The organism is Serratia sp. JUb9 (assembly GCF_014298095.1).
In the GTDB taxonomy this organism is placed as follows: Bacteria; Pseudomonadota; Gammaproteobacteria; order Enterobacterales; family Enterobacteriaceae; genus Serratia_B; species Serratia_B rhizosphaerae.
The window spans coordinates 4368408-4382151 of record NZ_CP060416.1 but is presented as its reverse complement, the minus strand read 5'-3'; the positions used below and the strand labels follow the sequence as shown (position 1 = coordinate 4382151).

Genomic DNA, 13744 nt, shown 5'->3' with positions numbered 1-13744 from the left:
TGTAGCTTGAGTCTCGAAATTTACAGACGCTAGAAATGCATTATTAACCGGTTGTTTCTTACACAAACAATCAGAAAGCCTAACCAATATTTCCATCTGCGGCGGCTTATGTCATTCTTTGCCTCCTGTTGAGTAAAAGGACCTTGCGTAATGCCTGATTTCTCCCGTTGCGCCTTTACCGAAGGCAGCGTCAAGCTGCCTGAAGGCTACCGCGATCGCAGCGTTAACGTGCTGTTGGCCGGGGATGACATCTCCCCCTCTTTAAATATTTCCCGCGATGAACTGCTGGCGGACGAGACGCTGGCGGACTATGTGACGCGTCAGCTGGCGACGCTGGCCGACGGCCTGAAAGGCTGGGTGCAGAAAAGCCGTGAACCGGCGACGCTGGGTAATGGCGTCCTGAGCGGCGAGAGCGTGCATGCCAGCTATATGCGTGACGGCAAGCGCATCTGGCAGCGTCAGGCGGTGTTTGCCCTGCCGCAAGGGCAGGTATTGGTGTTCACGCTGGCGCAGCCGCGCAAGTTGACGGCGCAGGACGAGGCGTTGCTGCAACAGGTATTGGCGAGTTATCAGCCGGCGGCGGATGCCGCCTCACGGGCGTAAAAGGAGCAGGAACATGGGTGAAGCAGCGCGCGTCGGGGACAGCATCGGCCATTCCCACGCGCTGGCAGGGATGATTGGCGGCACGCTTATCGGCGGCCTGATTGCCGCCGCCGGGGCGGTGGCGGCGGGCGCCCTGTTTGTCGCCGGGCTGGCGGCCTCCTGCGTGGGCGTCGGCGTGCTGCTGATTGGCGCCAGCCTGGCGGTGGGCTACCTCTCCGGCGAGCTGGCGACCCAGGCGCGCGACGGCATTGCCGCCGCCGGCGCTGGCAGTCTGTCGCCCAAGGGCACGATACTGACCGGTTCCGGCAACGTGTTCATCAACGGCAAACCGGCGGCCATCGCCACCGTCAGCCGCGTCGCCTGCGAGGACGACGGCCCGAGCATGCAGATGGCGCAGGGCTCGGACAAGGTGTTTATCAACGGTTATCCGGCGGTGCGCAGCGGCGACAAGACCAACTGCGACGCGCAGGTGATGGCCGGCTCGCCCGATGTGCGCATCGGCGGCGGCACCGTCACCACGCTGCCCATCAAGCCGGAAGTGCCCGACTGGCTGTATAAAATCTCCGACCTGACGCTGCTGTTTGCCGGCCTGATAGGCGGCGTCGGCGGTGCGGCCAGCAAGCTGGGGGCGCTAGGACGCATGCTCAGCAAGGCGCCGGGCATCAACAAACTGGGCCGCGTCGCCTGCCGCGCCGGCGCGCTGATGACCGCCACCGCGGCGACGGGCATTATCGCCCGGCCGCTGGACGTGGTCAGCGGCCAGAAATTTCTCGACGGCGACGACGAGCTGGACTTTGTGCTGCCGTCGCGCCTGCCGGTGGCGTGGCAACGCTACTGGCGCAGCGGCAACCCGGCGGAAGGCATGCTGGGGCGCGGCTGGAGCCTGTTCTGGGAGAGCAGCCTGCAGACCTGGCAGGAAGGGCTGGTGTGGCGCGCGCCGTCCGGCGACTACGTCGCCTTCCCGAGGGTGCCGCGCGGCCACAAGACCTACTGCGAAGCGGAAAAATGCTGGCTGATGCACAACGCCGACGGCAGCTGGCAGGTGTTCGACGTCAGTGAACAGGCGTGGCACTATCCGCGTCTGGAGGCGCAGCAGCCGAGCCGGCTGAGCATGATGACCGATGCGGTCGGCAACGCCACCTCGCTGTTCTACAACGACGCGGGGCAGCTGAGCGAGCTGGTGGACAGTGCCGGGCTGCGTCTGGCCTGCCGCTACCTGACGACGGCCGGCGGCGCGGTGCGGCTGGCGGCGGTAGCGTGGCAAAACGGCCAGGACACACAGGTGCTGGCGAGCTACGAGTACGACGACGACGGGCAACTGGTCACCGTCCGCAACCGTGCTGGTGAGATGACGCGGCGCTTTGGCTGGCAGGACGGGCTGATGGTCAGCCATCAGGACCAGAACGGCCTGCTGAACGAATACCGCTGGCAGGAGATTGACGGCCTGCCGCGGGTGGTCGCCTACCGCAACAGCGCCGGCGAGCAGCTGGATATCCATTACGATGTTGCCAGCGGGACGCGCCGTGCGGTGCGTGACGACGGCAAACAGGCGCTGTGGCAGCTGGACGATGACGACAACGTCGCGCAGTTCACCGACTATGACGGCCGCCGCTACGGGCTTATCTACGACGCGCGCGGCGAACTGTGCAGCGTGGTGCTGCCGGGCGGCGCGCAGCGCCAGAGCGAGTGGGACGCGTACGGCCGCATGCTGAGCGAGACCGACCCGCTGGGCCGTACCACCACCTATCAGTATTCCCGCAACAGCGGCCGTCTGTTCTCGGTCACCTATCCCGACGGCAGCCAGGCGTTTCAGCACTGGGATGCGCAGGGGCGGCTCGGCAAACAGACGGACGCGCAGGGCCATGTCACGCGCTACCACTATCCCGACGATGAAGAGAGTCTGCCGGACTGCATCACCGACGCGCTGGGCGGCGAGGTGCGGCTGGCCTGGAACGCGCAGGGGCAGCTGACGCGCCATACCGACTGTTCCGGCAGCATCACCGCCTACAGCTATGACGCGCTGGGTCAGCTGACGCACCGCACCGATGCGGAAGGGCTGCTGACCCGCTACCGCTGGGACGCCGCCGGCCGGCTGCAACAGCTGCTCCACCCGGACGGCAGCGAAGAGCAGTTTGGCTGGAACGCGCAGGGCCAGCTGGCCGCACACCGGGACCCGCTCGGCAGCGAGACGCGCTGGCACTACAACCCGCTGGGCCAGCCGGTCAGCATCACCGACCGCATCAGCCGCACGCGGCGCTACCACTACGGGCCGCGCGGCTGGCTGACGCGGCTGGAGAACGGCAACGACGCCGACTACCAGTTCAGCTACGACGCGACGGGCCGCCTGCAGGTGGAGCAGCGGCCGGACGGGCTGCGGCGTTACTACCATTACGGCGCCGACGGGCTGCCGACGATGCTGCTGGAGACCGGCGCGCAGGCTGCCGATGGCACACAGGCGGAGCGCCGGCAGCACTTCCGCTTCGATGAGGCGGGGCAACTGACGGCGCGCACCACCGACAGCGCCGAATGGCGCTACGGCTATGACGCCGGCGGGCGGCTGACGACGCTGACGCGCACGCCGACCGCCGCCGGCGCAGCGCTGGGCATCGAGCCGGACAGCATCCGGCTGCGTTACGACAACGCCGGCAACCTGCTGAGCGAGCAGGGCGTCAACGGCGAACTGCAGTATCAGTGGGACGCGCTGGGCAACCTGCAGGCGCTGACGCTGCCGCAGGGCGACCGGTTGCAGTGGCTCTATTACGGCTCCGGCCACGCCAGCGCCATCAGGTTCAATCAGCAACTGGTGAGCGAGTTCAGCCGCGACCGGCTGCACCGGGAGACCGGGCGCACGCAGGGCGCGCTGCAACAGCGGCGGCAGTACGACGCGCTGGGGCGGCGCAGCTGGCAGAGCAGCGGCTTCAGCCACGGGCAGCTGACGAAGCCGGAGGACGGCGTGCTGTGGCGGGTATACCACTACAGCGGGCGCGGCGAGATAGCCGGCGTTGACGATGCGCTGCGCGGAGAAATCCGCTACGGCTACGATGCGGAAGGACGCCTGCTGCAGCATCGCGAGGCGCGGCAGGGCAAGCCGGGCCACCGGCTGCGGTACGACCTGGCGGATAACCTGCTGGGCGCGCAGAGCGCCAGCCGGGCCCTGGAAGAGCAACCGCCGCCGCTGAGCGACAACCGGCTGACGCACTGGCAGCAGCTGTTCTACCGGTATGACGCCTGGGGCAACCTGATCCGCCGGCGCAACGGGCTGTATGAGCAGCACTACGTCTACGATGCGGACAACCGGCTGACGGCGGCATATGGCCACGGCCCGCAGGGCGAGTTCCGGGCGCAGTATCACTACGATGCGCTGGGGCGGCGCACGCGCAAGCAGGTGAGCTACAAGGGCAAGGCGGCGCAGAGCACGCGTTTTCTGTGGCAGGGCTACCGATTGTTGCAGGAGCAGCGGGAAGACGGCACGCGCCGCAGCTGGAGCTACGAGCCGGACAGCCCGTGGACGCCGCTGGCGGCCATCGAGCAGGCGGGCGACAGCCGACAGGCGGATATCTTCTGGCTGCACAGCGAGCAGAACGGCGCGCCGCTGGAGGTGACGGACGCCGGGGGGCAGCTGTGCTGGTCGGGCAATTACGACACCTTCGGCAAACTGCAGGGGCAGACGGCGGCGGGCATCATGCAGCGCCGGGGCGCAGTTTATGAACAACCGCTGCGCTATGCCGGGCAATACCAGGATAATGAGAGCGGGCTGCACTATAATCTGTTCCGCTACTACGAGCCGGAAGTGGGGCGCTTCACCACCCAGGATCCGATAGGGTTGCAGGGCGGGCTGAACCTGTACCAGTATGCGCCTAATCCGTTAAATTGGAGCGATCCACTTGGATTAAGCTCTTGTCCATCTAATAAAGGATTTAATCATAGAGATAGAATTACCAGTCGTTGGACTGAGCGTTTGACGGGGAAAAAACCTGCGGATATTCATGATCATTTAACGTCGAAAGGATGGTCGAAGACATATCCTCAAGCCAATAAACCGGGGGCGATACAGCATGTTCAATATGTTAAGACAACAAAATCAGGCACTACGTATAAATTAGATTACCACCCAGGTGGTTCTTCGACTCAGCCTAATGTTCATGGAAATGATTACTGGAAGGTTTATCGTGACGTCAATGGTAAAGATGTCGTTTATGGCCGGATAGGCCATGGCGAGTTTAAAAACTATGATCTTATTAAAGATTCGCCAGTTTATATTGATGGCGTATTAATGAATGGTGGTCTATAAATGATAGATATAAATGCTGATATTATTTCTAATAAGTCGATTGGAAATGTTGTTTTAGGCGAAAATGTTGATAGATATCTCAATGATATGTATTCAAATCATACTGTTAGGTTTTTTGATTATTTTTTACCTGATGATGAAAAAAGAATGGCATATGTTGTTGATGAGATTATTACGATAGCTACATTGTCTAATGGTTTAATTATATCTGTAGGCTGCAATGAGAAATATAAGGGGCGTTACATGAACTCACTGTGTACTGGAATGAGGATGTCTGACGTAATTAAGTTAACTAATGAACAACGCATATTCAATGGCTGCATTATAGTTAATGATGACTTTGGCTTTTCGATTGAGCTTCCAACGCCATATGATGAAATTGCAGATGGTATAGAGCAAGTTCCTTTAGATCTTGTTTTAAAAGAAATGAGAGTCGCTGATTATCATTCATGGAAACCAAAAAAATAAATTAATCCGGGAGTGATCTTAATGATCACTTTTGGTTTTATCATCAGTTCCAGTTTCATGCCAAAAATATCGTAACCTACTACAGTTTATTTTCATAGTGAAAATTATTTAATGCACGGTTCACTAATATGTGATTGGAGTGATGATTATTGAAAAGTAAATTATGACCTGTAGTTTATGAAGATCCTGAGGAAATTGTTAACTATACCAATATAAAAATCATGAGGGATATAAAGTTGTAGTAGTAGAACATGCGAGCGATCCGAGAAACAAGATTGGTGATGCACATTTCCATGCCGGCAGAGCAAAAACATCACCGTACACTTATGATTTTAAGACCGAAAGATATGGTAAGGTTCCGGCGGATAGTTCAGGAGAACATCACATATATTATGACCAAAAATGAAGCTCTTAAGAAAAAGATTGCCTTACAGGAAACAAAGGTTTTTTTGAGAAAAATTAATGGTATCAGTAACGTTGAAGTCATTGACGTTGATGTGCTGGATTTAGTGGCGTATCGTGCTAAACAAAAAGAGATTTTCAGTTATGATAGTGACCTTGAGCCAATAGCTGATTTTTCTTTAGATAATTCTAATAATGCCATTGTTCAATGGCAATCAGATTGTCTAAAGTGTATTGCGGGCAAGAGCTTATTTTTTGAAGTTAATGATTTTTATTTTGTAAGGTTAATAGTATCAGATGTATGTGGCTTTTTGAAAAGCCTTTATCTTGAAAATGGAAATAGGGATCTAGTGTTGTTTATTGAATCGTCATCGCAGATGTTCGCTTTCAATGAAGGTGAGTATGTGATTTATTTTTATGATGAATTAATATAAATAACCACACCTAATACTGCTTTTTCTGGCTGCACAGCGACCAGAACGGCGCGCCGCTGGAGGTGACGGACGCCGGAGGGCAGCTGTGCTGGTCGGGCAATTACGACACCTTCGGCAAACTGCAGGGGCAGACGGCGGCGGGCATCATGCAGCGGCGAGGCGCAGTTTATGAACAACCGCTGCGCTATGCAGGGCAATACCAGGATAACGAGAGCGGGCTGCACTATAATCTGTTCCGCTACTACGAGCCGGAAGTGGGGCGCTTCACCACCCAGGATCCGATGGGGTTGCAGGGCGGGCTGAACCTGTACCAGTATGCGCCGAACCCGTATGGGTGGGTGGATCCGTTAGGACTTTCTAAAAACAACTGTGGCCTAGAGAAAGGCATTGAGCATGAGAAAACGTTCAAAACGCTCAATGAGGCTCGTGATCATGCTAGAAAAGCATCAGGTATAGGTGATAACGCAGTAGATTTTATTCAGGAAATAGGCCCTCAGAAAGGGAGAGTTACTGGGCGAATGTCACCGGATGGAAAACAAGGATGGCGTTTAGATTTCGATGATAAAAAAGGCTATCACGTAAACTGGTGGGATCAGCGTGGCGGGCCAAAAAGGAAAGACTGGCTGTTTGGTGCTAATAAAATAGAAAATGGTACACTAAATGACTATTATTCGATTATAGAACATTTCCCTTGAGGTATAACAAATGAATTTTATTGATGGTGGGATTATCAATGATTGGATCTCTCAGGATAATGCGGTGATTAGTAATTCATTGTCTGATGTTTTATTTGATAAATTATCTAATCTGCCTTGGGAAGCTGGTCATATAGACTACTCGAAAATAAAGCATCGGCTTGGTAATATACAGGACATGTTGAGTTATGAAGGTGATATACAATATGTTAAGTTAAAATATTGGCTAAGGGAAAGTGCATTTGAAAATGGTTCGCACGTGTTATTTTTTTATGGGAAGAATAACCCTTGTGTAGTATGTGAAGTCAATTTTGGATTGAGTAACATTGACTCTGCATATTGGGGGGTTCCTGGTTGGAATTACATCTTTAGTTGTGGATTTGAAAACGGTGAGCTTAAAGTGGCTTATGATAATATTTTATCCTTTGATGGTATGAGTAAATTGGTCTTATTAATGATTTGATATTAAGCTAATATGTTGCCTATTTAAAAAATAACAGGCTTTATAAAAAACGAGAGCACTTGTTAAACATCTTCAAGCAAAGGCTCCCAACTGCAGTACCGTGAGGTGCGGTATAGCAGGTCAGGCCACAGTCTGAGGTATGACATAGTAGCTGACGGCGGCGCAGAGCACGCGTTTTCTGTGGCAGGGCTACCGGTTGTTGCAGGAACAGCGGGAAGACGGTACGCGCCGAAGCTGGAGATACGAGCCGGACAGCCCGTGGACGCCGCTAGCGGCCATCGAGCAGGCGGGCGACAGCCGGCAGGCGGATATCTTCTGGCTGCACAGCGACCAGAACGGCGCGCCGCTGGAGGTGACGGACGCCGGGGGGCAGCTGTGCTGGTCGGGCAATTACGACACCTTCGGCAAACTGCAGGGGCAGACGGCGGCGGGCATCATGCAGCGCCGGGGCGCAGTTTATGAACAACCGCTGCGCTATGCAGGGCAATACCAGGATAACGAGAGCGGGCTGCACTATAATCTGTTCCGGTACTACGAGCCGGAAGTGGGGCGCTTCACCACCCAGGACCCGATAGGGCTGGCGGGGGGGATGAACCTGTATGCCTATGTCACAAACCCACTGACCTATGTTGATCCTCTTGGATTAACTGCTTGTAGTATAAGTGCGGGTAAAAACTTTAAAGATCACTTTATTCGGCATAAAGATATTCTTGAAAAATACCTCGGTAAGAAATATCCAAAATGGAAAACTAGTGAAGGTGCTGAGTTCCTTAAGGATATTGAAATGCTTCGAGATAGTGGGAAGCTAACTCATGTTGGACAGGGGACGATTAAAAAAGGCCAACCAGTTATGGAGATATATAGAGGTGAAGGTATGACTTATGTATCTAAAAAACTGCCTAATGGTACGGAAGAGTTTGTAACTCTTATCGAATCAGGTAAGGGAATGGACCTCGGAATTGTTTTATTACCGTAGAGGATTAATCATGGAAAGCTTTATTAATTACCTCACTCATGAAACGCTGAATGACGTTATTGTTACCGGCTATATTGATTCTGAGGAATTACCTGTTTTTCATCCTATGTATGAAAGATTGTTTTTTGTCTTTAGTGATCTAACTTATGAAGTGTATTTAGATGACGGATTGATTAAAGTAAATAGAGTCAATGAAATAAAAGTATGGTTTGATGTTGACGAAGATGATAAGTTTTCATTAATGTCAATATACTCTCAGTTATTTAAAACTGAAAATGAAATAAGAGTGTCAAAAGTTAGTTATGAACAAACACCTCTTTCGGGTATGTCTATTACATATCATGAGGGTGATATTGAAAGAGTGCTAACATTAGATCCTAATAACTTTTTTGGCTTTACTTTCTTATAAACCAAGCCCGGAATGATCCCATAAAGGTCCTTCCGGGCTTTTATCAATGGCTACGTCAGCATATTACTCTGTTGTACTTGAATAACCACCTTGCCAGGCATCACGCTGATCGCCAGCGGTTGCCCGGTAAGGCCGCACTGCGTCAGCCAGTCCCCCGCCAGATACAGTTCGCCGTTATCCCGTATCCAGCCCACGCCGATATGAGGGTGAACGTCTGTCTCCAATAATAACCGCTCAATCTCTCCCTCATCAGAAGCTAACGTTATTAAGAGGTTAACGGCTACGGCTACGGCTACGGCTACGACGCGGAAGGACGCCTGCTGCAGCATCGCGAGGCGCAGCAGGGCAAGCCGGGACACCGGCTGCGGTACGACCTGGCGGATAACCTGCTGGGCGCGCAGAGCGCCAGCCGGGCCCTGGAAGAGCAACCGCCGCCGCTGAGCGACAACCGGCTGACGCACTGGCAGCAGCTGTTCTACCGGTATGACGCCTGGGGCAACCTGACCCGCCGGCGCAATGGGCTGTACGAGCAGCACTACGTCTACGATGCGGACAACCGGCTGACGGCGGCATATGGCCACGGCCCGCAGGGCGAGTTCCGGGCGCAGTATCACTACGATGCGCTGGGGCGGCGCACGCGCAAGCAGGTGAGCTGCAAGGGCAAGGCGGCGCAGAGCACGCGTTTTCTGTGGCAGGGCTATCGGTTGTTACAGGAGCAGCGGGAAGACGGCACGCGCCGAAGCTGGAGCTACGAGCCGGACAGCCCGTGGACGCCGCTGGCGGCCATCGAGCAGGCGGGCGACAGCCGACAGGCGGATATCTTCTGGCTGCACAGCGACCAGAACGGCGCGCCGCTGGAGGTGACGGACGCCGGAGGGCAGCTGTTCTGGTCGGGCAATTACGACACCTTCGGCAAACTGCAGGGGCAGACGGCGGCGGGCATCATGCAGCGCCGGGGCGCAGTTTATGAACGCCCGCCGCTGAGCGACAACCGATTGAAGCACCGGCAGCAGCTGTTCTACCGTTACGACATCTGGAGCGAACTTGATATTCGCTCCACTGCTGGTTGGCACCAGCGGCGTAACCGCGCTTAGAACTGCCACTGCAGGGTGAAGCCGAGGTTGACCGGGCTGGTGTCGAATCCTTTGGGTTTGGCAAGCGGCGCGCCGACAAAGGCGTCGTAGCCGATCCGGCCGATCCTTCCCCTGAGGCCGAGCACGCCGCCCGCCAGGTGCCCGCGGGAAAAATCGTTGTTGCCACCGCTCACCCGGCCGTAATCCAGCCCCATATATAGCTGCTGGTTATAGTTGGGCAAGTTCAGGTTCAGGTCGTTGCGCAGCACGTAGCCCCGATTTGCGGAAAGATTATACTCGCCGTCAAAACCACGCACCGTCCAGCGGTTGCCGATGCTGAACTGATCCTGCGTCGCCAGGCGATCGCGGCTGTGCTGCTGCTGATAGCGCGGTTGGTAGCTCATTGACTGCCCGAGCAAAATAAACGGGACTGAGGCGCTGATATCCAGATTGACGGCGCGGCTGTGCGGGCTGGCGGCGGCCTGCGGTTTGGCGCCGAACCAGGAGGTATTACGCTGGTAGCTGACCATCGCGTCGACGATGGAACGGCCGATATAGTGGCGGTGATTCAGCCTGACGATCGCTTTGGTGACCTTGCGCTCCCGGATAGTCAGCCTAATGTCATTGATAAAATAACTGGCGTCATTTTTTAACAGCTGGATGCTGGCCGTCGTTTTCTGGCTGGCGTTGCGGTACAGCAGGCGGTTGACCTTCAGGCTCAGATTGCGGCTTTTGCCCTGGTACTGCAGGTCGGCCCAGGTGCCGTTGAGCCGCTGCAGATATTCACTGTGGCTGGCGTACATATCCAGTGACCAAAAGCCGTAGGGCACCGAGTAGTACAGCGAGCTGTTTTTGGAGTTGCGCCATTTCTGCCACGCCAGATCGCGGCCAAAGGAGACATAGAACAGATCGTTCAGTGAGGTCGGGTTATCCAGATAGAGCGCCAGGCCGCCCTGATAGCGTCCGGTATAGCGGCTGCCGGCGTCGTCGAACCAGCCGCCAACCCGCCAGAATGCAGGTTGGCTGCGTGCGATCTCAATATCGGTTTCCCCTGCGCGGTCCCCGGGGCGGAGGATCACGTTGGCGTCGGCGCCGGGAATGCGCTGGATATTCTCCAGCCCCTGTTCAATCGCGCGCAAATCCAGAATATCGCCTTGATGGCCGGGGAAGGTGGTGTACAGGTTGGCGTATTTATCGCTGTTTTCGCTGAAGGAAATGTTGCCAATCACGCCGGGTAAAATGGTCAGCGTCAGCACGCCGGCGTTGAGATCTTGCCGGGGCACCACCACGCGGGTGGTGATGTAGCCGTGGCGGATTAATTTGTTCTGGATGGCGTTGGCCAGCGTACGGACCCCCTGGATGCCGAGGCATTGTCCTTCAGCCTGAGCGGTGAGTTTGCGCAGCGGCAGCCAGTGCGGAATCTTGTCGTCTTTATTGAGAATAACCTGCGACACAGCGAAACAGTTGGCTTCGCGGGGAAACGTTATTTTCGCGCTTTTTTCTGCGCCGCTGTCGGCCGCGCGGACATCTTTCCCCTGCGTTTCCAGCTGGCTGTAGCGCGCCCTTTCTTGTTCTTGCTGGTGGCTGGCCTGTTGTTCAATCAACCGCCCGCTTTCTGCGCCTTGAACGAGGGGAATAAAAAATACCAATAGCAGGGAAGCGGAAAAGTGAACGCGCATGTTGGTTAATATCCTTATCGTGCTTTTTGGCATCCGTTAGCCGTTTATCGGGCTGTAGCCGGGAAAAATAGCGGCAGTGTTGGTTGATGACGCTCCTGAGACGGCCCCCGAAGAGGCCGCCTGCGTTGGCAGGGTTACTGCTTGTTGATGGTGATGGTGCCGTTAACGGTACCGTTGTTGGTGAAGGAACCAGGCTTGCCCAGCATCAGTTCAACGCCGGCCGGGCTGTCTACCTGCGCGTTTCTCTGGTTGGCGAAGCTGCGGCTGTTAATGATGGTTTTACCGTTGGCGGACGCCAGAGTGCCGTAGTTATAAACGGCGCCTTTCTCGGCGTTAATACGGATGTCTTCTTGCGCGCTCAGCGTGCCTTGGTGGCTATAGCCGCCGGCCAGCGTCAGCGTTGCCTCACCGCCGGCGTTGATCGTGCCTTTGGTGTTGCTGACGGAGCGGGCGTCAATCACCACGTCTTCAGCCGCGTTGATCGTGCCGTTGTTGTTATTGAGGCTTGAGGTGGTCACCAGGACGCTGCCATTGCTTTCGATCAGGCCGTTGGCGTTGATGTTCAGGTGGTTGTCGGCCATGATGCGCCCGGCATGGTTATTGACGCCGAGGCTGCTGATCGACACGTCGTTACCGCCGCGAATCACGCCGGACTGGTTGGTCAGCGAACGCCGGTTGGTGTTAATGGTGACGTTCTCGGTGGATTGAATTAAGCCGGCGTTATTCGTCAGCGTACCGACATCCAGATTCAGTTCACAACAGGATTCGATGGTGCCGCGGGTATTGGTCAGCGTGTAACCGGCGGTGTGAATATCAACGCCGCCCATATCACTCTTGATAAGCCCTTCGGTATTGTTCAGACCGCGCGAGGAAATAGCCACGCCGTTGAAGCCGTGGATGACGCCGCCGGCGTTGTTTAACGTTCTGCTGAAGCCGTAATGGTAAGGGTCATTGCGCATATTGACGGCACCCTGACTGTGTATATTGCCGTATCTGTTGTCGATATCACCGCTGACGATATTGATATCACCGTCTGCCAGCAGTTCGCCGCCGCTGTTGCTCAGTTTGCTTTTGGCCAGATCGATGTTGATATTTTTGCCGGCGCTGATCACGCCGTTAGCGGTGTTGTTTAATGTACGACCGTGCGCATAGTAATAACCGCCGTTGCGGTTGCGCCCCTGCGTCGTGTCAATATTGACGTCGTGGTGTGCGGAGATGGTGCCTTTATTTTCCAGCACGCCGTCGGTGGTGATATTGACGTCGCTTGCCATGGCGCCGATGGTGCCGGCGTTACGCACCCCGACGCCGTAATCGGTGCTGACCAGGGTGATTTTATTGGCGTACATTCCGCCTAACTTGGCGACGTCGATGGCGATTGACGGCCTGCTGCCGCCCGCCGTCAGTTCGTTAATCTGCGTGTTGTCCGCATTGACGTTGTTGCGGCCGGCGGTGATCTTCAGATCTTTGGCGACGATATTGGCGTTAATCTGCACGGCGCGCGCGATGATATCGGTGTAGTCGGCATCGCCGGTATTCAGGCCGTCGCCGTTGATGATGACGCTGCCTTTCTCCACGGTATAGCCCAGCAGCGTGCCGTTGGCGACCTGTGCTTTACCGGTGGTCAGGGTGGCGCGGTCGGCGTTGATAAAGCCGCAGCCGCTGCAGCTGATGCCCGATGGGTTGGCGACAATCACCTGCGCTTTGTCGCCGGCGACTTCGATCAGGCCGTTCAGCTGGCTGGCGCGGGTGGAGTTGACTTCGTTCAGGATAATGGATGCGGAACCGCCGGCCAGATTGGCGTTACCGGCGATATTGCCGGCCAGGTGCGAGGTTGAGCCGGTGGCGCTGTTATTGAGCACTACGCCGCCCCGGTCTACGTCGAATTCCGAGTAGATGTTGTGGGAAACGCCGCCTTTGCCTGCGGTATTGATGTCGATAACGGTACTGCCGTTGGCGCCGGCGCTGACGGAAGGGCCACCGTTCATCGGTGCCGACGGGGTGATGGCCGCGTGGGCGACCGCGCCCCAGGAGAGCAGGCTCAGAAAACAAATGGGAGAGAGTTTGGCGATCAGCTGGTTTTTTTCTTTTCTGTTCATTTAAAGTATTCCTTTCCTTAATTGGGCGCTAGATATCCATATACAATCAAAATAAATTGATTGATATATTTTAATGAAATTGATTTTTGATTTATTTTGCCTGTTCGACTTAGGCATGAATATTGTATCAGCGGACACTGAGGGTGTAACTGAGC

At 55.7% G+C, this 13744-nt stretch carries 9 protein-coding genes and 3 pseudogenes; 9 read left to right on the top strand and 3 right to left on the bottom strand.

Translation table 11 applies throughout. The features are described from left to right. Window positions 1–150: 150 nt before the first annotated feature. From HF675_RS20690 to HF675_RS20655, 8 genes and pseudogenes are all read left to right on the top strand, one after another. The gene (locus HF675_RS20690) at window positions 151–603 is read left to right on the top strand and encodes a DcrB-related protein (protein ID WP_187043686.1); all 453 of its coding nucleotides are present in this window, start codon (window positions 151–153) and stop codon (window positions 601–603) included. 13 nt (window positions 604–616) lie between these two features. After that, a complete protein-coding gene (locus HF675_RS20685; RefSeq protein WP_255427308.1) occupies window positions 617–4894 on the top strand; it encodes an RHS repeat-associated core domain-containing protein in 4278 nt (1425 codons plus the stop codon). Next, window positions 4895–5362 (top strand): hypothetical protein, encoded by a 468-nt coding sequence (locus HF675_RS20680; RefSeq protein WP_111737788.1) that lies wholly within the window; start codon window positions 4895–4897, stop codon window positions 5360–5362. A 281-nt stretch (window positions 5363–5643) separates the two neighbouring features. After that, window positions 5644–6198, top strand: coding sequence for a hypothetical protein (locus HF675_RS23900; RefSeq protein WP_255427307.1), 555 nt, complete (start codon window positions 5644–5646; stop codon window positions 6196–6198). Window positions 6199–6221: 23 nt separating this feature from the next. Next, a pseudogene (locus tag HF675_RS24000) lies at window positions 6222–6560 on the top strand (RHS repeat-associated core domain-containing protein); the annotation flags it as partial. A gap of 343 nt (window positions 6561–6903) precedes the next feature. Then, window positions 6904–7356 (top strand): hypothetical protein, encoded by a 453-nt coding sequence (locus HF675_RS20665; protein ID WP_187043685.1) that lies wholly within the window; start codon window positions 6904–6906, stop codon window positions 7354–7356. A 157-nt stretch (window positions 7357–7513) separates the two neighbouring features. Beyond that, window positions 7514–8012: pseudogene (locus HF675_RS20660) on the top strand (RHS repeat-associated core domain-containing protein); the annotation flags it as partial. Between the two features lie 330 nt (window positions 8013–8342). After that, a complete protein-coding gene (locus tag HF675_RS20655) occupies window positions 8343–8741 on the top strand; it encodes a hypothetical protein (RefSeq protein WP_187043684.1) in 399 nt (132 codons plus the stop codon). 50 nt (window positions 8742–8791) lie between these two features. Here HF675_RS20655 and HF675_RS20650 read toward each other — a convergent pair whose 3' ends face one another. Further along, window positions 8792–9070 (bottom strand): SymE family type I addiction module toxin, encoded by a 279-nt coding sequence (locus HF675_RS20650; RefSeq protein WP_187044777.1) that lies wholly within the window; start codon window positions 9068–9070, stop codon window positions 8792–8794. Between HF675_RS20650 and HF675_RS20645 the strand changes: the two are divergent. Then, a pseudogene (locus tag HF675_RS20645) lies at window positions 9035–9718 on the top strand (RHS repeat domain-containing protein); the annotation flags it as partial. The gene HF675_RS20650 and the pseudogene HF675_RS20645 sit on opposite strands and share 36 nt — an antisense overlap. 113 nt (window positions 9719–9831) lie before the next feature. Here the strand turns inward: HF675_RS20645 and HF675_RS20640 are convergent. Beyond that, window positions 9832–11418 carry a ShlB/FhaC/HecB family hemolysin secretion/activation protein gene (locus HF675_RS20640; RefSeq protein ID WP_187043683.1) on the bottom strand — a complete coding sequence of 529 codons (1587 nt, stop codon included), beginning with the start codon at window positions 11416–11418 and terminating at the stop codon, window positions 9832–9834. Between the two features lie 209 nt (window positions 11419–11627). Next, window positions 11628–13589, bottom strand: coding sequence for a filamentous hemagglutinin N-terminal domain-containing protein (locus HF675_RS20635; RefSeq protein WP_187043682.1), 1962 nt, complete (start codon window positions 13587–13589; stop codon window positions 11628–11630). Window positions 13590–13744: the final 155 nt, after the last annotated feature.

What these genes read in the sequence shown, in the direction of transcription:
- HF675_RS20690 (WP_187043686.1), top strand. Translation starts at nt 151, where the DNA reads ATGCCTGATTTCTCCCGTTGCGCCTTTACCGAAGGCAGCGTCAAGCTG.
- HF675_RS20685 (WP_255427308.1), top strand. Translation starts at nt 617, where the DNA reads ATGGGTGAAGCAGCGCGCGTCGGGGACAGCATCGGCCATTCCCACGCG.
- HF675_RS20680 (WP_111737788.1), top strand. Translation starts at nt 4,895, where the DNA reads ATGATAGATATAAATGCTGATATTATTTCTAATAAGTCGATTGGAAAT.
- HF675_RS23900 (WP_255427307.1), top strand. Translation starts at nt 5,644, where the DNA reads ATGCACATTTCCATGCCGGCAGAGCAAAAACATCACCGTACACTTATG.
- HF675_RS20665 (WP_187043685.1), top strand. Translation starts at nt 6,904, where the DNA reads ATGAATTTTATTGATGGTGGGATTATCAATGATTGGATCTCTCAGGAT.
- HF675_RS20655 (WP_187043684.1), top strand. Translation starts at nt 8,343, where the DNA reads ATGGAAAGCTTTATTAATTACCTCACTCATGAAACGCTGAATGACGTT.
- HF675_RS20650 (WP_187044777.1), bottom strand. Translation starts at nt 9,070, where the DNA reads ATGCTGCAGCAGGCGTCCTTCCGCGTCGTAGCCGTAGCCGTAGCCGTA.
- HF675_RS20635 (WP_187043682.1), bottom strand. Translation starts at nt 13,589, where the DNA reads ATGAACAGAAAAGAAAAAAACCAGCTGATCGCCAAACTCTCTCCCATT.